Genomic DNA, 20,252 nt, shown 5'->3' on the forward strand with positions numbered 1-20,252 from the left:
GGTGAAAAAATTCAACACTCTCCGACTCAATCGGAACGTTCTTGTGTCTATCGGAATTACACTGACGATTAGTTAATTGAAAATCCCACCCCAAGTTGTTTCAGCATAATTTGTGGTTGTTTTTTCGAATTAGAAATTAATCAACAAAACAAAAGCCAATTAGTTTCGTATATTGATTTATTATTTTTTCCGGTCTGCATGTAAAAATAAAATTTCACGAATAACCATTCAACCAAAAGCAGGTGTGTATTTTAATAAACAGAAAAAATACGTGAAAATTTACACCACAAAATTGAGTCGAACGACATAGACCGTGGAGGGTCTTTTTAGTTTAATCAGGATCACCCTCGTGACATTCGCAAGTCAGAAGTAAAGACAGGGGTTGTCCGTTAAAGCTTGCCATAGGCTCCTCGAGTTTGAGCAGCGCCAAGCCGGCCGTTCGAACGACTTGGTGCCAAGAACTCAGTGTTCGGAAATACCAGGGCATTGCCGTCCAATTCTGGTTCTCGAATGCGGAGAAATCTTCGTTGCGCCAACCATCTCGATAGTCTTGGCCCTGTTCCAGGCTCCAGGGATGAAGCGTCTGAATGATGACCACTCCCATTGCCGACAGATGGGGCCGGATCGCGGCCAGGAGCGAGGGAGCGTCCTCATCGAAAAGAGCATAGTTGAACACAATGACGTCGAACGGCGCTTCAAAGCTAACCCCGCCATCCATCAGTTCTTGATAGGTGATAACTTCGTATCGGCCATTGGGATCGGCACACTGAGCATCCGCAATCAATTGGGAAGAACCGTCGATACCGGTCGCCTCGCACCCCAATGTCTGGACGGACTGCCGGCAGAGCCAACCTTCTCCGCAACCAACATCGAGCAGACGTCTCGGACTATGCGTTGAAATCGCCGCCAGGATAGCATCGTCTGTCCCGGCATCCCGGCTGGGGATCAAGCGCTCCCTTACTGCCCTGGTCCAGTTGCCAGCGTTTGCCTCCCACGAAGAAGCCAGCGCTTTCGTCCGATCCATCGCGTCCCCACGCACACTCGAAAGCTATGAACTAATCGTTCGCCCGCACTTTTACGTAGGAACCTGGTGCGTCCTCGATGATCGATAACTTACCATCGCCTGGTATGCGCGCGGGCGTCTTTTTGCTGCCAGACTTTTTCGACAGCCAGCTGTGCCAATCGGGCCACCAGGAACCTTCCAAGCGCTCGGCCCCCTCAAGCCATTCTTCCTTGCTCTGCGGCTTTTTGCTGTTGATCCAGTGACAGTACTTGTCCGCCGCCGGCGGATTAACGATGCCGGCAATATGCCCTGACGCGCCCAGCACAAATCGCACTGGTCCACCGAGAAGCGATGTCGCTGGGTAAGACGACCCCCAGGGCGCAATGTGATCTTCTTTGGTGGCCAGGAAATAGGTCGGAATCTTGATCTTGGAAATATCGATCGGCACTTCATCCAACACCATACCGCCCGGCTCTTTCAAAAGATTCTGCTGATAGACATTGCGCAGATAGTACGACAGCATCGTTGCAGGCAGTCGCGTCGAATCGGAATTCCAATAGAGCAGGTCGAAAGGCATTGCATCGCGGCCCATCAGGTAGTTGTTCACGACGAAAGACCAGATCAAATCGTTCTCGCGCATCATGCTGAAAATCTGCGCCAGGTGATGCGCCTCCAGGTACCCCTTTTCCTCCATATGTCGGTCCATCGACGCCAACTGCTCATCGTCGATGAATACGCTGACTTCCCCTATATCCTGCAGATCGACCATCGTCGCCAGAAGAGTGGCCGAGGCGATACGATCATCCCCCTTGGCAGTCATGTATGCGAGCGTCGAAACGGTCAGGATGCCGCCGATACAGAAACCTAGGATGTTGATTTTGCTTTCGCCGGTTGCTTGTTCAATTGCGTCGATCGCCGCAAGCGGTCCTTCAAGCATGTAGTCGTCGAAGGATTTGTGAGCGAGCTCCTTGCGCGGATTGACCCAGGAAATCACGAAAAGTGTATATCCCTGATCCACCGCCCATTTGATCAGACTGTTCTTGGGCTGGAGATCCAGAACGTAAAACTTGTTGATCCAAGGCGGCACAAACAGTAACGGTCGCTTATAGACTGATTCCGTGCTTGGCTCATATTGAATGAGCTGCATCAAGTCGTTTTGAAACACTACCTTGCCAGGCGTGACCGCGACATTCTTGCCCACTTCGAATTTCGACTCGTCGGTCATGGAAATGTCGAGGCGGCCATCGCCCTTTTCCAGATCCGCCAACAAGTTCTTCAAACCGGACATGAGGTTTTCACCACCAGTGTCTCTGGTCTTTTTCAACACGGCGGGATTGGTCATTGCAAAATTGCTGGGAGAGAGAGCGCTCAAATACTGCCGGGTATAAAAATCGACCTTTTCCTTGGACTTGGAATCAATGCCGTCAACGTCGCGTACAAGCGATTGCGCCCAGCGAGAGGACAGCAGATAGGACTGCTTGATAAAGTCGAACAGCAGATCCTCGCTCCATTCCGCCGCCTTGAAGCGCCGGTCGCTTCGATCGGGAGCAATCACCGGGTCAACCTCTTCACCCATCATGCGACGGCCTGCGCTTTGCCAGAGAGCCACACTCTCCTGGACCAGCTGCGCCTGCGCTTCCATCACCTTGGCCGGATCGCTCCACATCGCCGCCGACATCTCCATGAAGGCTTTGCCAACGGACACCGGATCAGTCACTTGAAAGCCCTGTTCGCTCTGGCGTTCCCAGAAAGCCTGCATCACGCGCTGGCTTTGCTCGGCAAGTTCGCCCCAGCGTTCTGCCGCTTCCGCCTGGCCTGACATCGCCCGATGCAGATGCTCGAAACCGTCGCCGTCTTTCGCACCGTTTGAACTCTTATCGGCCTGATCGCTCACATCGCTCTCCTTGGGGTTTGATCACTTATCTTTAAATCAAAGAAAAATGTGAATCAGCCCCTCATTCATATAACCAGATGGCGTTTCGCTTTCATGACTGTATTTGTCAAGACGACCGCACTCCAGTGACTCAAGTCACCAAGTTATAGCATCCCGTTGCCTCTGGCGGCGACCGGTTATTGGATCGAGATGGCGGGTTCCGCGAATCCACATAGCACCCCTTGCCAGCCAATTCGAGTCACAGCGGCCGATCTACCCAAGATAGATTCGAAGCAGAAACATTGAAACCAATAACGAGTATTTGCCCGATAAGCACGAACTCAAGTAACAAAACAGGATTATTTTGCTCAAGGAATGAGCAATTAAGTCAAATGCGTGACCTAGATGCCCGCATCTCCTCAAATTATGTTACATTTTCGCGGTTTATGGTAATGTCCTTTTTCGGCGTTAGGACAAATCAGCGTTCAAAGGCCAAAGTGCATATACGTAATGATCCTCACATGCATCCAATCCAATAATCGTGATAGGCCGTGTAACGAAGCAATCAATTATGCCTTCGTTCACAAGGGGTATTTCGCATTTGCCGAGGCATCCTTGGAACTGAGACATAAGAGTCCGAGACAGGCAGTCATCAATAAACCGCGCGTACGCTAATTTAGAGGGTCTTTCGGATATTCCTGCTGGGGACGGGCGTTCGCAAAGCGGATACGAATGAATAATGAAAGAGGGAAAGTATTATGAGTGAAGACGTCGGAGAGACTTGGGATCTAATTGTCGGGATCGTAACCACCTACGGCATCGATGTCGTGGGCGGCATTGTTATCCTGATACTCGGTTGGATGGTCGCTGGCTGGGCATCACGAACCGTCGACAAACTTTTGGCCAAAAGCCCGCGCATGGATGAAACCCTGCGCAAATTCTTCGCCAGCATCGTCCGCTATGCGGTCATTATCTTCACGATATTGGCCGTTCTCAGCCAGTTCGGCGTCGAGACCACCAGCTTTATTGCTGTCCTGGGTGCCATGGGTCTGGCAGTTGGCTTGGCTCTGCAGGGTACCCTCGGTCACGTGGCCTCCGGTGTCATGCTGCTGATGTTCCGGCCTTTCAAAATCGGGGATTTCATCGATGGCGGCGGCGTTACCGGCACAGTCGAGGCTATTTCGCTCTTTACGACCACGATGAACACGCCCGACAACGTCCACATTATCGTGCCAAACGGTCAGCTTTGGGATACGGCAATCAAAAACTTCAGCAAGAACGCGACCCGCCGTGTCGACATGGTTATGGGGATCGGATATGGCGACAGCATTGATTCGGCCATGAAGGCGATCCTGGAAATTGCTGCTGCAGATGATCGGATTCACAAGGATCCGGCACCGATGGTTGCGGTTGGAGAACTGGCTGACAGTTCGGTCAACATTATCGTCCGGGTTTGGTGTGACGCCGGGGACTATTGGGGCATCAAGTTTGACATGACCAAAGCGATGAAGGAACGCTTCGACGCCGACGGCATTTCAATCCCCTTCCCGCAACGCGACGTTCACCTCATTAATTCGAGCGACGCCGCTTAAGCGACAACCTGAACAAAGATGCCGGGTGCAGGATCGCACCCGGCATTTCGGTTTTCATCCTACAGCTCGTCAACTTACTCAGCTTCGCTGCGCTTGCTATCTCTGTTATTGCCGCTGCGCCAGGCCTTTTTGCGCCGGTCATCCTTGGACAAGGTACCATCGCCGTTCCTGTCGTGTCGCTCGACCATGTTCGCAAAAGGCTCCAGATACTCGCCCGATGTCACTTCGGCATCACCGTCTTCGTCCAGGTTCTGGAACCGGTCGACCATACGGGAACGGGACATCTCGAGCCAAAGCGCCTCAAATTCCTGCAGACTGAGCTTTCCATCCTTATCACTGTCAAACTTGGCAAGCTGCTCTGCCCGGCCCTGATCAATTTCGGCCTGCGTCAAGGAACGATCCTCATTGGCGTCGAACTGCTCCATCATACGCCGCATCATCTTGTGGCCTTTGCCGTGACGGCCGCCATGTTTGCCATGCCCTTCGTGGCCATAACCCGCGCCACCGCTTCTGTAGCTTTCACTGCCGCTCCAACGATCGTGGGCGTTGCTCAAACCCACCCCGGTCAGGGCGATTGTCGCCGCCAAACCAGCAGCCCCGATGGCAAGTTTTGTTCTTTTTTTCATGATCATCCTCTGTATAGACAACTTCGATGGCCTCAATCTAGGGAGCACTTGTCGCAAATGTTTGTCACCGGAACCGGAAAATCGTCGCAAAGTATGACGAAGACAGTCCTTGTGACACTTTGATACAATTTTTTACGAAAACCAGCCCGCTCCTGCCTCATAGTGCCCAGGTATCGATGGATAAGCCGTCGTTTCGCAGCGATATAGCCCCTGAACACGCATCACAAACGGACTCCATGGATCCAACGCCGCATATCCTAGTTGTCGACGACCACGAAGACATTAGAAGCCTGCTCGCCAAGTACCTGCGCAAGCACGGTTATCGCGTCACGACAGCTGATGGCGGGATGGCAATGAAACGCGCTGTTCAGGACAGCGCCATCGACCTTGTGGTCCTTGATATCATGATGCCCGGCGAGGACGGGCTCTCGCTGTGCCGCTGGTTACGCGCCGGCGACCAAACCCCTGTGATCATGCTGACCGCCATGTCCGAAGAGACCGACCGCGTGATCGGGTTGGAAATTGGCGCAGACGACTACTTGACCAAACCTTTCAATCCACGAGAACTCCTGGCCCGGATTAAAGCTGTCCTGCGACGCTCCAACAGCCTTCCGCCACAACGTGAGAAACCGGCTGAAAACAGGCTGAGCTTTGAGCACTGGCATCTCAACATCGATCAGAGGGAACTGATCGACGAGGCACAGGTTGCCACCCCCCTCAGCACTGCTGAATTTTCGCTGCTTTTGGCCTTTCTCAATCACCCCAATAGAGTGCTCACCCGGGATCAGCTTCTCGATCTCACGCAGGGGCGTGAAGCGAAAGTCTTCGATCGCAGCATCGATAATCAGGTGAGCCGGCTGCGCAAGAAGATCGAAACAGACCCAAAGGCACCGCGGCTGATCAAAACCGTTTGGGGCGGCGGCTATTCCTTTACCGCCGACGTGAAACGGTCATGAAGCGGCTATGGCCTCAAAGCCTTGCCGGTCAGATGATCGCGCTGTTGTTGCTGGCTCTGGTGGTTTCGCACATCGTCAGCGCGGTTATTTTCGAGGACGAGCGTCGAGCCTCTGTGCGCAGTGCGGTACGGGAAGAAGCCGTCACGGCTATTGCAACGGCGACCAAGCTGCTGCTGGACACTCCTGAAGCTGACCGCAAACGCGTTGTCCGTCAAATCAGTTCGCGCCGCCTGAGATACTGGCTTTCATCGGACAGCGTAATCGGATCGGACCGCGGTTTACGCCCCGCCGATAAGGACAGGGCGCTGCTATACAGCCTTCTGGAGGCCGCCGTGCCGGAGATTCGCGTCGCGATGACCGATCGCCCGCGTTTCTTCAGGTGGGCAAAGCACCAGAAACAACGCGAAAAAAAGGAAAGACGCCATGACGAATGGGATCACGGCGATGACGATGGCCGCGCGCACGGCCATGGTTGGCCCGGCCCACCCGGGTTCGGCTTACTGGCCTCCATACAACTGCCCGACGGCATGTGGCTGAATGCCGCCACCGTTGTGCCCGGCACAGCTACGGCGTGGCAATGGCCGGCGCTGGTTTCCATGATTGTCATGGCTCTGCTGATTGCATTGATCGTCGTGCTGATGGCACGGCGCATGGCCCGCCCCATGACTCGGTTAGCCTCGGCTGCGGACCGTTTCGGGCGTGGCGAAGACTTCCCGCCTCTGCCAATTGCAGGACCACCGGAGCTTCGCCGTACGACCCAGGCCTTTAATGCCATGCGTACGCGGCTCAAGCGCTTTGTGGAAGATCGCACTCGGCTGCTAGCTGCCGTCTCCCATGATCTGAGGACCCCCATCACCTCGTTGCGCCTTCGCGCTGAGTTCATCGAAAACGAGGAGGTGCGGGAGAAAATGATCGAAACCCTGGACGAGATGGAACGCATCACCGACGCCACCCTCGCCTTCGCCCGTGAAGAGGCCGTGCAAGAGGACACCCGAACTGTCGATATTAGTGCATTGGTCGAGAGCCTCTGCGACGACTTGCGCGATCTTGGCAAAGACGTCGACTGCCGGCAGAGTGAGCGTCTCCCCTACGCCTGCCGACCGGTCGGACTGAAACGTGCGTTGCGCAATGTGATCGAGAATGCTGTTTCCTACGGCGAACGGGCGCGCGTGCGTATTGAGCAACGACCGGACAATCTGCTGATTGTAATCGAGGACGACGGCCCCGGAATCCCCGAAAATGCGTTCGAAAGAGTTTTTGCCCCTTTCGAGCGATTGGAAGAATCCCGTAATCGGGAGACAGGCGGTATCGGGCTGGGCCTGGCAATCGCGCGCTCGATCATCCGCAGTCACGGCGGTGACATCACTCTGTTCAATCGATCTGAGGGCGGCCTGACGGTGACGGTTTCGCTGCCGAGCATATCTGAAATTTAAGTCAAATCCCCGATTTAACGGATTTTTGGTCAGTTCGGCTAAAACTGTCCTGCATATCGGCTCGATCACGATGGGACGTCGAGGATTCAGTCCCTACTCTAGTGCGTTAGAGGGCGATCGGGTGAACCGGAGGGTGGGATGATAAAGCTTGGGATTTGGATCGTCGCTTTAAGCTACGCGCCAATTCTCTTGTATGTCCTACTCGGACCTGCCGATGGCAACCCCATCGGACTCGGAATGCTGACGATTATCGGCAACTTTGCGGGAGCCGCGTTGATCGTCTTCGGAATCGTGCTCGTTCTGGTGCGCAGGCGCACACTTTAGGGCCGAACGTATGGTTCGATCCCGATGCTTGCATACAGACGAGTTGCATCGACGGGCGGAATGCTATAGACGTCCGATAAAGATGGTAAAGAGACTCCTGATGGAGTCATGCTTGCGATCTTAAGCACCGGCGACAGTTGTATGAATTTTTTTGATGTACGCGCAAAAGGTGTTTAACATTTAATCTTGAAATGGCGGCTCGTCGTCAAAAAATAAAGACGACGCCATATTGAAGACATGATCACGACTTAGCGTGCGACGGTCTTCAAGGGGTCTTGTCGGGCCTGTCGTCAGTCTGCAATTTTACGAGGAATTTTTCGTCCATGGGCGATTATGCGTTCAATCACACGTCTCTCCTGCTCGACCTTTGCGCCGCTGTCCGTGGCACGACCAAAGAGCATGGTGTTCAACTGTCTGACGACGGTGGAGAGCTCATGCGCGTCCTCGATAATTATCTGGCATTTGCCAACGACGAAGGCTTCATCGCAACACCCGCCCAACTCAAACGCACAGGTTCTTGAGCGTACAAAGCACAAGGCTTTACCCAGTTGCGAAAGCCATCACCGATGCACGATGTCCACGTCGGTTGATAACTTCGAGATGCGCAAACTACACCTGATTTTCTGATGTGTGGATTTGCCGTTCCAAGCGCTGAATCGCGATTTCGGCTTGGTTCGACACCGTGGTTTCTGTCATCCTCTAGGCAATCACTGAAACAGGCAGCAGCGGAACCCGCTATTGCCCAAGAACAGGTATGCTGACGGGAGGAGATCAGGAATGTCGCTGGCTACGGAATCGCGGGTGGCACAGGCCGCTGAGGAATATCGTCCGTTGGATGCCGACAGCCTGCCAGCCTATCTCGCGGGCGTCGACAGCTGCGCCGGAAAACTGGGTGGCGGCGCCGACGAATGGCAGGTGGACGAAGTCGGCGACGGCAACCTCAATCTCGTATTCATTGTGCGTGGGTCGGTTGGTTCGCTTGTCGTCAAGCAAGCCCTGCCCTATGTCCGCCTCGTCGGTGAAAGCTGGCCCCTGCCCCTGAAGCGCGCCTACTTCGAACATGAAGCCCTGATCACCGAAATAGACTGCGTACCCGAGCTGGTGCCGGCGGTCTATCATTACGACGACACCATGGCGCTGACGGTCATGGAACACCTGACGCCGCACATCATTCTGCGGAAGGGCCTGATCGCGGGGATCCGTTATCCTAACCTCGCCGAACATGTCGCCGAATTCATGGCGCAAACCCTGTTCAAGACTTCCGATCTCTATCTGCCCGCCTCTAAAAAGAAGGCGCGCAACGCCGTCTTCTGCGACAATATTGAACTCTGCAAGATCACCGAAGATCTTGTTTTCACCGACCCTTACCGCATTGCCGAACTCAATCGCTGGACAACACCCCAGCTCGATGACATGGCGGCTAAATTCAGGGGTGACGCGCCGCTCAAGCTGGAAGCACAGATTCTCAAGGAAGCCTTTATGGGGCGTGCGGAAGCCTTGATCCACGGAGACCTTCATTCCGGTTCGATTATGGTAACGGAAACGGAAACCAAGATGATCGACCCGGAATTTGCGTTCTACGGACCGCGCGGGTTCGACGTGGGTGCGGTGATCGGCAATCTGCTCCTCGCGTACTTTTCACAAACCGGCCACGCCACCGCCGATGACGACAGGATTGACTACGGCATCTGGATACTGGAGCAGATCGGACTGATCTGGGAAGGTTTCCGCAATAAATTCCTCCGGCTCTGGGAAACCGAAGGCCGAGGCGATATCTACCTGCCCGAACTCTTTGACGACCCTGCGGGAGCAACCACCCTGGCAGCCTACCGAGATGTCTATATGAAAGAGATGTTTCACGACTCCCTAGGCTTTGCGGGCATGAAGATGGTTCGACGGATTCTCGGTCTGGCTCATGTCGAGGATCTGGAGACAATCGAGGATCCGGACCTGCGCGCAACCTGCGAAACCAAGGCGCTGCTCCTGGGCCGGGAGTTGATCGTCAACCGCCGCAAGTACGACAGCGTTGCGTCTGTTGTAAGCCACGCACAGAAACTCCAGAAAGGGGCTGAACAATGAATGTCGACGGCAAAGCCTATCGGACCATTTGGCTTGCACCTGACAACAAGACGGTCGAGATCATCGACCAGACAAAACTTCCGCATCTCTTCACGACCGTGCAGCTGACAAGCCTGGAAGATGCCGCCCACGCCATCAGCGCAATGCTTGTGCGCGGCGCCCCTCTAATCGGCGCCACCGCCGCCTACGGCATGTGTCTGGCCTTGGAGGGAGACGCATCGGACAGCCGCCTCGCCCAGGCTTACGAAACCTTGCTTGCGACACGGCCGACGGCGGTCAACCTGCGTTGGGCACTCGACGACATGCGCTCGAAACTGCTTCCATTGGCGCCGGAAGAACGTCAGGCAGCTGCTTACCGGCGGGCAGCAGAGGTTTGTGACGAAGACGTCGAGATCTGCAGCTCAATCGGCGATCACGGTAAGAATTTAATCTCTGCACTTTGGGAAAAGAATGAGCGGAAAGGCGTCATCAACGTCCTCACTCACTGCAATGCCGGCTGGCTTGCGACGGTGGACTGGGGCACGGCAATCGCCCCGATTTACAAGGCGCATGACGAGGGGATACCGGTTCACGTATGGGTCGATGAAACCCGGCCCAGAAATCAGGGTGCAAGCCTCACGGCCTGGGAATTGAACCGTCATGGCGTTCCCCACACGGTTATCGTCGATAACGTCGGCGGTCATCTGATGCAGCACGGCCTGGTCGATATTTGCATCGTCGGAACAGACCGGACGACGGCCGCGGGCGACGTTTGCAACAAAATCGGCACCTATCTGAAAGCCTTGGCTGCTGATGCGAACGGCGTCCCCTTCTACGTAGCCTTACCCAGTCCTACGATCGACTGGACCCTGGAAGATGGTTTGAGGGATATCCCGATCGAACAGCGCGACGCGACTGAGGTGTCTCACATGACCGGCCGCAACTCGGAAGGCGAATTGGTCACCATACAACTAACGCCCGATGGCAGCCCCGCAGCCAATTATGCCTTTGATGTGACGCCGGCCCGCTACGTCACTGGGCTGATCACCGAGCGTGGTGTCAGTCCTGCGTCGCGAGAAGGTTTGGAAACCCTGTTTCCGCAACAACAGGCGATGACGGCTTCCTGATCGACGCCAAGTTCTTCCAAGCGCCATCATGGCTGCATAAGACAAAGACTGGAGTGAGTGCCGGATGCGTAGCGACAAACGCGGGATCCCCCTGACGACCGACAGTGATGCCGCTGCTGCGGCGTACGACGAAACGATACAGAACTATCTGGAGTTCCGCTTGGCGGCTACACCGTCGCTGAAAAGACTCCTGGACGCAGATCCGGACTTCGCCATGGGCCATTGCCTGAAAGGCTTTCTGCTTTCCGGATTTCACTCGGTGACGCTACACGACAAGGTCGGCGAAAGTCTGGCGGCGGCCGAGGCTTTGTCGGCGAATGCGACGTGGCGCGAGAAGGCGAGTATCGCCGCCCTGGCAGCGCTGCACCGTGGTGACACACGCGGGGCTTGTCAGATTTGGGATGAAATTCTGCTGGAATATCCGCGCGATATCCTCTCCGCACGCTTGCACCATCATAATTCCTTCTGGCTTGGGCGGAATTACGGCATGCGCGACGCGGTCGGGCGTCTTCAGTCAAGTTGGGACGCATCGGTTCCTGGTTACGGTTTCCTGCTGGGCATGCATGCCTTCGGCCTCGAAGAAAGCGGCGACTATGCTGCAGCTGAAAAATCCGCACTACAGGCCGTCGAATTGAATGGCGACGACCTCTGGGCCGTCCACGCGCTGGGGCATACCTTCGAAATGCAGGGGCGCCTCGACGAAGGCATCAAACTCTTGACCGTTCCCAGCGAAGACTGGGCCGACCGCAACCCCATGAAAGAACACCTCTATTGGCATCTGGCGATGTTTGCGCTGGATTCAGGTGATACCGAGCGGGTCCTCTCACTCTACGACACAGCGATCTATCCGGAAGCAACGGACTTCTATCTGGATGTACAGAATGCTGTTTCGATGCTCCTGAGATTGGAGTTGCGGGGCGTCGACGTCGGTGACCGCTGGGATGACGTCGCGAACATCTGCTCCGCAAAAATCGGCGATCACGTGCTGCCGTTTACCGACACCCACGTTATGATCGCCCTCGCCCGACGCGGTTACGATATGGATATCGCCCGTTTGACCACGTCCCTCTTCGAATTCTCCTCAACAAAAGGCAATGTCGCAGCCGGGACAATCGCGGATCTGACACTTCCTCTCTGTGAAGCAATCGCCGCTTACTTCAAAGGTAATCACCGGCGCTGCATTGAACGAATGCTTCCAATAAGGCTCGAGTATGCCCGTATCGGCGCAAGCCACGCCCAGCGCGATGTATTCGCCCAAATTCTGATTGATGCCGCAATGCAAGCCGGCGAACTGAAGCTTGCACGGAACCTGCTCTCGGAACGTTTGGCCTTGCGTCCTCGCAACAGCGACAGCTGGGCAAAATACGCAGAAGTCCTGAACGGTCTCGGTGAATCCAATGCCGCCGGCGATGCCCGTCAGCGCGCCGCGGAATCGTTTCATTGAAGGTTGAGATTTTTTTGACCTCAGCGAAAGCTCTCAATCCAATGCAGGAACGGGATTGAGAGCAATTCAACTCTCGTCAGGACACACGCTCAAGGCGCTTTGAGACGCGCCGGTCGGGCGGGAAGACCGCCTTGACGGTCGTACCCAGACCAAGTGCGCTATCAATTTCGAACCTGCCGCCGTGAAGCTTGATCAGCGCCTTGACGATCGGCAGTCCCAGTCCCGTGCCGGGATGGTTACGCGACAAGGGGTTAGCAACCTGTCCAAAGGGTTGCATAACACGCGTCAAATCGTCTTCATCGATACCAATGCCGGTATCGCGAATAGTCAGCAAAATCCCGTCTGTTTGCGCGTCTTCGATAGCCAGAACAGCCACATCTCCGACATTGGAAAACTTAATTGCGTTGGAAAGCAGGTTCATCATGATCTGACGCAGAGTCCGTCGGTCGGCCCGCATCCAGATTTGATCCTGTATCGTCTGCAAAGAAAGAGTGATCTCCAGCTTTTCCGACTGCGGACCCATCAGCTTGATGACTTCGCGCGCCAGTTCCACCAGATCGAGTTCTTCTTCATGCAGTTCGAACTCGCCTGCCTCGATTTTCGAGAGATCAAGGAGGTCGTCGATAATATCCAGTAAATGCTCGCCGCTTGCGAGAATATCAGAGGCATATTCCCGGTAGCGGGCATTACCGATCGACCCGAAGAGCTCACCGGCAATAACCTGTCCGAAGCCGATTATGGCGTTCAGAGGCGTGCGAAGCTCGTGGCTCATATTGGCCAAAAAGTCCGATTTCGCCTGGTTCGCCTCCTTGGCCTGGTTCAGCGCCTGAATCAGTGCCATCTCCGTTGCCTTCTGCACCGAAATGTCCTGGCAAACGCCGAAGAGAGCCGCGACCTCTCCGTCGCCGCCCAATTCGCAACTGCCGTCCAATCTGACGAACAGCTCACTGTCGTCGTCTCTCAAAACGCTGAAAGCAAAGTCACAGGCGGACTTTTCCCGAACGGTTTGTTCCAGCGTATTGACGAAGATATCGCGATCCTGCGGGTGCACCCGATCCAGGAGGTCTCTAAAGTCGACTGCCATTTTACGCTCTTTGAACCCGAGCATACGTGACAGCTCTGCCGAGCATTCGACAACCTCTGTCTCGACATTCCAATGCCAGTCACCGAGGTGCGCGATTCTTTGGGCCTCGGATAACTGCCGCTCGCGATGACGATGTCGCGAGGTCTCGCGCGCCATCTCGGCCATCAGAGATTCGATGTGAAGTTTACTTTCCTCCAGATCGGCAACGTAACTTCGAAGATCGCCTTCGCTTTTTTGGAGGGCGATCGAAACACGTCGCCGCCGTTCAACAGTCAGAAGAACGTAAATCAACAAAAGCAGGGCTCCAATCTCAGCCCACATATCCTTGAGGGTTTCGACGAGCAGACTTCCCTGGGACACCATCAGGACCGCTTGCCAGGGCACGCCTACCACGTCTTGCTGCATCACGAGGATATCAGAGGGCCTGCCTCGTGCATCTAGATACCGCCGGACATTTGCTGGCGCCGTTTGGAAGATCTGCACCTCGCTAACCCCGCCGTCGTCGCGTGCCTCCTTCGCCGGAGCATAAGCCAAGACCCGCTGGTCGCTATCCAACAGAAACATCCGGCCGATACTCGGCAAACCGGCCCGGAGATCACTACCCAATTTTTCCAGGTCCAGATCGAGAGCGATGATACCGAGATATCGATCCTTGTGATCCACGGGAACGGCAAGGCTGGCAATTTCGCCGGTCTGCAGCGAGGTCTCGGTTGAATGTCCCCAAAACCGCGTTCGTCCAGGGTTCTTGTCGACATGTCCATTGGTAATCAAAGGTTCGGAAAGGCTTTCTTCCTGAAACCGGTGCACGGCGGAGGGAACCCAAGGGTACGTGATTTCAAAGCCTCTCAAGGACCGGTAATAGATCCGCTTGATGTGAGGAACCGAGCCCTGTGACGACGCGAAAAGCGGGTTGAGACGAAGCGCCATCTCGATTTCAATGCGTTGAGGGCGGTCGTCAGGGTCCAATTCCCCCATACCCGTCAAGTTTCCGAAACGGGACAATTGAGGTTGTGACGTCAGATTATCGAGGGCATAGCCGTTGAAGTAAGGGGACGGCTCAAGATTGTCGTAGAGGCTTGGTCCGCTTCTGTGCCCATCACCCAGATGATGGTAATTCAGCAATTCGTGCTGCGCGACATCCCGTAGAATGTCGATATGATCACCAGCTCGTTTAACGGCGCTGTTCAGTTGCGCAACAGTTGATTCGAAACTGCGCTTCAACTCGCTGACGCTCGCCGACTGACGCTGATGCGCGTCGACACCCAACAAGGCGACAGCCGTCGCAAGTACCAGCGCTGATATTGTATAGGACCTGTGCAAAGCCGACCGTCTTCAAAAAACCTGAGCTTTGCGCTGTTTTATACGCAGACCCGTGAACAATTGGTTATAGTTCAATAGAGTGTTTTTGTCTGCGAACTCAACATTTTATTACGGCAGCCCGGCTCTGTCCCGCAATTCAGAATTGCAGAGCGCGCTCAATATTGGAAAACCCGGATCTGCAGAATGGCCTTCCAACTCCTTCAGGACGGCGTCATGGCATTATTTGGGGCGTCAATCCGTCACACCGGAAGGGTGTCTTCCTAAGGCCTAAAGAAGGCAAGGCGCCACCTTCTCCGCCGTTGAGGACGGCGGATCAGGTCCATATCAAATCGATATTGAGCGGGCGCTTTTAGGATCCGACGGCTTTAGTTCCGCCAGCCGTTTCACCGGAAGCGGTTGCGCCGCCCTTTTGTGCGGCAGACTGCACGGCGCGTGCCGCTTTCACACTTTCAAGCCGCCGACAGTTACCGCCAAAGTTCGCCCCTGCTTCGATGGACAGGATTTGATGGATGACGTCGCCGGTCATGTGCGCTGTTTTCGAGATGTTGATGGTCGGCGCTTCGACCTGACCATTGACGGTGCCACTGATGTTGATCGTATCCGCCTGAATGGATCCTTTGATGTTCGCGCCCGGGCTCACGGTCACCGTGCGGGACCTGATATCACCCTCGACCACGCCGTCGACCTGTATATCCCCAGCGCTCTCGAGATCTCCAATCACCCGGAGATCGGCATTGATCACCGAAGGCTTACCGCTGCTCGACCGCTGTGGTGTCGGCGTCGCCGTCTGTGCCGTGGTCGTCTGTTCCACCTTGGTCTGGTCCGCTTTGGGCTGTTCAGCTTTGGACTGCTCCACTTTCGCTTCCCCTGACTTTTCGCCTCTTGAAAACATAATCTGGCCTCCTCCCCTTATCTCGCAACATGCGGCACCTCAGAAGTTCCGAATTGGATCTCCTGAGCACCGAACGATTAGATCTCACTCTCGACGACAATAATGACCATTTTCCGTACGATCTGTGTCATATCTGTGAACTGGCGCCATCCCTTTTAGTTGCAAGCGCCAATCATGTCAGCGTTCCATAGTATCTGGTTTGGCGAAATGTGACCTCCCGTCTGAGGTGTATGCCGGCAACCGGCGATCACCCAGTGTGGGATTTACCTAGCTCCGAGAAAACCAGATCCTGAAACCCCACCGCCCCTCATGAGACTTGCGGGAGTTGTCCTGATAGTACATTTCTGCGAGCCTAGAAGCTATGGATCAACAGACAGAACAAGTATCAGAGCGGAAATCCGGCTTATGAAGCCTTCCATCAGAAGCGTCCTCGTCATGGGGATCATAGGCCTTCAGTTCGTTACGGTGTCCGCGATTCTCTTTTCGTCCTACGTTACGACTGAAGCAGTTCTTCTCGGTCACGCCCGCCAGATCATGGAAAACGTGGCTTCCGACACGATCGACCGCTCTGAGGATTTCCTGTCTCCAGCCCAGACAGCAGCCGATTTAACGCAGCGCCTGGCCGACCATAATGTCCTCAGCAGCGACAACCCAAAGTCGATGGAGCGTTATTTCTTCGAGCAACTTCGGCTCTATCCGCAGTTCGCCGGAATTTACTTTGGCGCCACCGATGGTAGTTTTTTCTATGTCAAACGTGACGACAAATTCGCGAATGGTGGTTACCGGACGAAAGTAATCACCCAGAACGGAGACGACCGAACCGTAGAGCTGCTCTGGCGGGATGCCAATTATCTGGAAACCGGTCGAAATCGGGACCTAGAGGATACCTACGACCCGAGGACTCGTCCCTGGTTTAAGAAGGCCCTGGCAACGGGGGACCTTGTTTGGACCAATCCCTATATCTTTTTCACTTCTCGCCAACCGGGCATCACAACCGCTGCACCGGTCTATGATTCCGAGGGTACGATCCGCGGCGTTGTCGGCGTGGATATCGAAATCACAGAAATTTCGACCTTTCTCGCCCGCTTGAAGATCGGGAACTCGGGATCCGCTTTCATCCTTAATCAGAACAGCGATGTCATCGCCTTTCCCGATGCGGACAAGATCAAAGTGCCAAGCTCCGACAGTTCGAAGGGGCTGCGTTTCACGCGGATCGAGGAACTCGATGACAATCTAAGCCGAGCCGCTTTCGCCTCCCTTTCGCGTTCAGGCAATGCCTTCGATCTGAAATCCCAGCAATTCACGACCTTCGAAGTCGCTGGCGAAACTTTCCACGCGATCTTTGCGCCATTCAAAAACCCGAACTGGCCCTGGGTCATTGCCATCCATGTACCCGAGAATGATTTCCTTGGAGAAATCAAGAATAATCAGATATTTAACATCTACTTGGCGGTCGCAATCGCAGTTGTTGCCTGCCTTGTAGGCTTCTTACTCTGGCGTTCCATCGCCCGCCCAATGGCGGCTTTGCGTGCGAATGCGCTCGCCATTACCAGCGGCGATCTCGCGTCAACGACAGTGGTTCGCAGCCGCTATACCGAGGTACAGGAAACCGCGGACGCCTTTACCCATATGGTGGCGGCGCTCAAGCAGCATGAAATCGAAAACAGCGCGCTGACCGAAGGGTTGCGTACCTTTTCACGTGCTGTCGAACAAAGCCCGGCCGCGATCATCATCACAACCGACAACGGCAATATCGAATACATCAACCCGAGCTTTACCAGCTTGACCGGTTACACCATAGGTGAGGTGTCAGGCCTGCTGCCGCGCGAGCTGGTAGGCGCAGAGACCTTGAGCGAAGAGTGCAAAGACCTTCTTACCGTGGTCACTGCCGGTCGTATCTGGCGCGGAGAACTCAGGTTAAAGACCAAGGCGAGCCGGGAAATCTGGTGTGCCATGACGGTCTCACCGGTACGCAATGCCGAAGGTGGCAAAGGCCACTTCATCGCCATCGCCGAGGACATCACTGAGCGCAAGCAGGCGCAAGAAGCCCTCAAGGCCGCTCGTGACGAGCTTGAGGTCCGTGTCGAAGAACGGACCAGAGAACTGCGCGAAGAGATTATGGACCGAAAGCGTGCAGAAGAGCGCGCCGAGACTGCAAACAGGGTCAAATCGCGGTTCCTGGCGAACATGAGCCACGAACTCCGGACCCCGCTGAACGCAATCATCGGCTTTTCCGATGTCATACGCCGAGAACTCTTCGGGCCCATGTCGAGTCCCAAATACATGGATTACGCCTGCAATATCCATGAATCGGGCACACATCTGCTGCAATTGATCAACGACACGCTCGACCTTTCAGCGATTGAAGCCGGAAAACTCGCACTCCATGAGGAAAAAGTAGATCTGGCGGATGTCTCGGCCGCGGCCCGCCGCCTGATCACGCCACGCGCCGAAAGCGGCAAGGTGACGTTAGAAAGCGTAATCGATCCGGACCTGCCATATCTCTTTGCAGATGAATTGCGGATCAAGCAGATCTTTATCAACCTGCTGTCGAATGCGGTTAAATTCACCCCTGAAGGGGGTTTGGTCACATTGTCGATCGCAACTAACGAGAACGCCGATTTTGTTGTCAAGATCAAGGACACCGGTATTGGCATGGATGAGGCTGGGATCACTGTCGCCATGGAAGTCTTTGGTCACGTCACAAATGCCTTTTCAAAAGGGCATGAGGGCACAGGTTTGGGACTGCCTCTCACTCAGAAACTGGTACAAGCCCATGAAGGCTCGCTCAATATCGCGAGTGCCGTGGGTGTCGGCACTACCATTACCGTTAAGTTCCCAGCGGTTCGAGCGGTTCCCCGTTATGCCAAGGCAGTGGAAGGCGGCTCGGCGGTGACGCAACAACAGCCTGCGCGTAAACAACCGGATTGAACGGACTGGCGCTCTGATCAGCGCGCAGGGACAAACTCTAAGACGGTCCTCGCGAAATCGTGAAGAATTTTTCCTCTTTCCACTATTAGAGTCCGCGCTTGTTCTATTTCAGATTGTGCGCTCCTCCCCCTCACTCGCAGAATTAGCGAGTTTCTCTTGCTGCGAATTACCACTGCGGAAGCTCTCGCAAGGGGCGAATTTACGCAACTTTATCAATTAAGTTATCGTTCGGCACAAGTGGGGCGGAGGGTTAAGAATATTAGCCTAGTACATTGAAATATTTTACCAAAACCGAAAGCTTGTCGCCAATTCCGCTATCATTGATTCTGAAAAGATTAACCGCTCTATAACGTCTTTGAGCGATGCTGTGGGCATGGTTTAGCTCGAACCTAAGCCTTGAGGATGATTCGTGGAAACAAAGAAAACTCTACGCGGTTACAATGCAGACTATCTGGTAAGCGAAATGCAGCCAGAGAAACGTGCAGAAGTAGCGCGAAAACTTGGCGGCAAGTTAGACACGGGGCTCAGCGAGCTTGAACGTGAGTTGACCTGGGCGATTGCCCGTCAATTGGCTGAAGATGCTGTCGAAGTCGTTCGGGAATCCTTAGCCCGAAGCGTGCGCGGCTGCAAGTTTCTACCAAAAGACATCGGTTACACGCTCGCTTACGACCTTGATTCCGTTGCGGTCCCGTTTCTTGAGGTCACTGAGATATTCTCGGAAAACGAACTTTGTGCCATCGCGCTCGCAGTGTCTGATTCCGTGCGCAGCGCGATTGCGGGGCGCGAAGACCTGACATCGAAGGTAAGTGGTCTCCTGGCAGAGCTCGGCGATGCCGACGTCGCCCACACTCTGATTGAGAACGAACCAGCGGAAATTGACGAATCTGGTTTTGCGGCCCTGACGAAGCGTTTCTGCGATGACCAAACGCTGTTTGAAAAAATGGCGACCCGGACCGATTTACCGCCCTCCATCGCAACCGAACTCGTTAAGCGTGTTTCAGACTCTGCACGGGAACAACTCGAGACGCGCTACAGCATGGCGCCTGATTTTGTAAATGTTCTAGCTCAGGACGCACAGAGTAACGCTCTCCTGAAGCTTGCGGAATTCGCTACGGCTGCAGAAGCGATGGGCTATGCCAAAGAACTCTATGGCAAGGGCGAACTGACACACACCTTCTGCCTCATGGCGATCCGCAACGGCAACTTGCCATTCTTTGAAGCCGCCATGGCCGTCCGGACCGGCATTTCGGTCGAAAATGTTGAACTGATCCTGCGAGACGGTGGTGTCGAGGCCACTGGGAAACTCTGTACCAAAGCCAAAATTCCAAACTTCTTGCACCGCGAGATCGCCGAAACAGTCGATCGCGAAGTGCAAGCCATGACCGATTCATCGACCCCTGTAGCCTGATATCTGCTGGCTTGAATACCGCAGCTTGGACAAAAGCCATTGTTCCCAGTGACCAGCATCGACATAGAATCGAAGCCGCGTAGACACACAACGCAATAACGCCGCGAGGTGGTGCAGAACTTCAACACCCTTTGCAAGCATTTCCAGGGACAATCCAGTTGGAAACTGCTAAACGCAGTCC

At 54.7% G+C, this 20,252-nt stretch carries 15 protein-coding genes; 10 read left to right on the forward strand and 5 right to left on the reverse strand.

All coding sequences use genetic code 11. The features are described 5' to 3' along the window. Positions 1–331: 331 nt before the first annotated feature. Positions 332–1,024 (reverse strand): trans-aconitate 2-methyltransferase, encoded by a 693-nt coding sequence (locus QMZ18_RS28980; RefSeq protein ID WP_282609889.1) that lies wholly within the window; start codon positions 1,022–1,024, stop codon positions 332–334. Between the two features lie 31 nt (positions 1,025–1,055). Continuing rightward, positions 1,056–2,897, reverse strand: coding sequence for an alpha/beta hydrolase (locus QMZ18_RS28985; RefSeq protein ID WP_282609890.1), 1,842 nt, complete (start codon positions 2,895–2,897; stop codon positions 1,056–1,058). A gap of 737 nt (positions 2,898–3,634) precedes the next feature. On the opposite strand from QMZ18_RS28985, the gene QMZ18_RS28990 reads away from it, so the two are divergent. Beyond that, positions 3,635–4,468, forward strand: coding sequence for a mechanosensitive ion channel family protein (locus QMZ18_RS28990; protein WP_282609891.1), 834 nt, complete (start codon positions 3,635–3,637; stop codon positions 4,466–4,468). Positions 4,469–4,542: 74 nt separating this feature from the next. Here the strand turns inward: QMZ18_RS28990 and QMZ18_RS28995 are convergent, their stop codons facing one another. Beyond that, a complete protein-coding gene (locus QMZ18_RS28995) occupies positions 4,543–5,094 on the reverse strand; it encodes an EF-hand domain-containing protein (protein WP_282609892.1) in 552 nt (183 codons plus the stop codon). Between the two features lie 236 nt (positions 5,095–5,330). On the opposite strand from QMZ18_RS28995, the gene QMZ18_RS29000 reads away from it, so the two are divergent. The 7 genes from QMZ18_RS29000 to QMZ18_RS29030 all read left to right on the forward strand — a co-directional run bounded on the left by QMZ18_RS29000 (position 5,331) and on the right by QMZ18_RS29030 (position 12,436). Further along, positions 5,331–6,050, forward strand: a complete 720-nt coding sequence (locus QMZ18_RS29000; protein ID WP_282610000.1) for a response regulator — start codon at positions 5,331–5,333, stop codon at positions 6,048–6,050. Next, positions 6,047–7,483, forward strand: coding sequence for an ATP-binding protein (locus QMZ18_RS29005; RefSeq protein ID WP_282609893.1), 1,437 nt, complete (start codon positions 6,047–6,049; stop codon positions 7,481–7,483). Before QMZ18_RS29000 ends, QMZ18_RS29005 begins: the two co-directional genes overlap by 4 nt. 138 nt (positions 7,484–7,621) lie before the next feature. Next, on the forward strand, positions 7,622–7,807 hold the full coding sequence (locus QMZ18_RS29010; RefSeq protein ID WP_282609894.1) for a hypothetical protein: 186 nt from the start codon (positions 7,622–7,624) through the stop codon (positions 7,805–7,807). Positions 7,808–8,130: 323 nt separating this feature from the next. Continuing rightward, positions 8,131–8,328, forward strand: coding sequence for a hypothetical protein (locus tag QMZ18_RS29015; protein ID WP_282609895.1), 198 nt, complete (start codon positions 8,131–8,133; stop codon positions 8,326–8,328). 256 nt (positions 8,329–8,584) lie between these two features. Continuing rightward, complete coding sequence (gene mtnK / locus QMZ18_RS29020; RefSeq protein ID WP_282609896.1) at positions 8,585–9,886, forward strand: S-methyl-5-thioribose kinase; 1,302 nt, start codon at positions 8,585–8,587, stop codon at positions 9,884–9,886. After that, complete coding sequence (gene mtnA / locus QMZ18_RS29025; RefSeq protein ID WP_282609897.1) at positions 9,883–10,992, forward strand: S-methyl-5-thioribose-1-phosphate isomerase; 1,110 nt, start codon at positions 9,883–9,885, stop codon at positions 10,990–10,992. The genes mtnK and mtnA overlap by 4 nt, the downstream gene beginning before the upstream one ends. A gap of 64 nt (positions 10,993–11,056) precedes the next feature. Continuing rightward, positions 11,057–12,436 carry a tetratricopeptide repeat protein gene (locus QMZ18_RS29030; RefSeq protein WP_282609898.1) on the forward strand — a complete coding sequence of 460 codons (1,380 nt, stop codon included), beginning with the start codon at positions 11,057–11,059 and terminating at the stop codon, positions 12,434–12,436. Between the two features lie 76 nt (positions 12,437–12,512). Here the strand turns inward: QMZ18_RS29030 and QMZ18_RS29035 are convergent, their stop codons facing one another. Together QMZ18_RS29035 and QMZ18_RS29040 are read right to left on the reverse strand one after the other, a co-directional pair. After that, positions 12,513–14,840, reverse strand: a complete 2,328-nt coding sequence (locus QMZ18_RS29035; protein ID WP_282609899.1) for an ATP-binding protein — start codon at positions 14,838–14,840, stop codon at positions 12,513–12,515. Between the two features lie 349 nt (positions 14,841–15,189). After that, a complete protein-coding gene (locus tag QMZ18_RS29040) occupies positions 15,190–15,732 on the reverse strand; it encodes a polymer-forming cytoskeletal protein (protein WP_282609900.1) in 543 nt (180 codons plus the stop codon). Positions 15,733–16,137: 405 nt separating this feature from the next. On the opposite strand from QMZ18_RS29040, the gene QMZ18_RS29045 reads away from it, so the two are divergent. Together QMZ18_RS29045 and QMZ18_RS29050 are read left to right on the forward strand one after the other, a co-directional pair. Next, entirely contained in the window at positions 16,138–18,663 is a 2,526-nt protein-coding gene (locus QMZ18_RS29045) for a PAS domain S-box protein (RefSeq protein WP_282609901.1), read from the forward strand. Between the two features lie 409 nt (positions 18,664–19,072). Next, positions 19,073–20,071, forward strand: coding sequence for a DUF2336 domain-containing protein (locus QMZ18_RS29050; protein WP_282609902.1), 999 nt, complete (start codon positions 19,073–19,075; stop codon positions 20,069–20,071). The last annotated feature ends 181 nt before the right edge of the window (positions 20,072–20,252 follow it).

Origin of the sequence: Pelagibius sp. Alg239-R121 (assembly GCF_947331435.1) — a bacterium.
Taxonomy (GTDB): domain Bacteria; phylum Pseudomonadota; class Alphaproteobacteria; order Kiloniellales; family Kiloniellaceae; genus Denitrobaculum.

Bases quoted from the DNA above. Each gene is read 5' to 3' on its own strand.
- QMZ18_RS28980 (WP_282609889.1), bottom strand. From the start codon at position 1,024: ATGGATCGGACGAAAGCGCTGGCTTCTTCGTGGGAGGCAAACGCTGGC.
- QMZ18_RS28990 (WP_282609891.1), top strand. From the start codon at position 3,635: ATGAGTGAAGACGTCGGAGAGACTTGGGATCTAATTGTCGGGATCGTA.
- QMZ18_RS28995 (WP_282609892.1), bottom strand. From the start codon at position 5,094: ATGAAAAAAAGAACAAAACTTGCCATCGGGGCTGCTGGTTTGGCGGCG.
- QMZ18_RS29000 (WP_282610000.1), top strand. From the start codon at position 5,331: ATGGATCCAACGCCGCATATCCTAGTTGTCGACGACCACGAAGACATT.
- QMZ18_RS29005 (WP_282609893.1), top strand. From the start codon at position 6,047: ATGAAGCGGCTATGGCCTCAAAGCCTTGCCGGTCAGATGATCGCGCTG.
- QMZ18_RS29010 (WP_282609894.1), top strand. From the start codon at position 7,622: ATGATAAAGCTTGGGATTTGGATCGTCGCTTTAAGCTACGCGCCAATT.
- QMZ18_RS29015 (WP_282609895.1), top strand. From the start codon at position 8,131: ATGGGCGATTATGCGTTCAATCACACGTCTCTCCTGCTCGACCTTTGC.
- mtnK (WP_282609896.1), top strand. From the start codon at position 8,585: ATGTCGCTGGCTACGGAATCGCGGGTGGCACAGGCCGCTGAGGAATAT.
- mtnA (WP_282609897.1), top strand. From the start codon at position 9,883: ATGAATGTCGACGGCAAAGCCTATCGGACCATTTGGCTTGCACCTGAC.
- QMZ18_RS29030 (WP_282609898.1), top strand. From the start codon at position 11,057: ATGCGTAGCGACAAACGCGGGATCCCCCTGACGACCGACAGTGATGCC.
- QMZ18_RS29040 (WP_282609900.1), bottom strand. From the start codon at position 15,732: ATGTTTTCAAGAGGCGAAAAGTCAGGGGAAGCGAAAGTGGAGCAGTCC.
- QMZ18_RS29045 (WP_282609901.1), top strand. From the start codon at position 16,138: ATGAAGCCTTCCATCAGAAGCGTCCTCGTCATGGGGATCATAGGCCTT.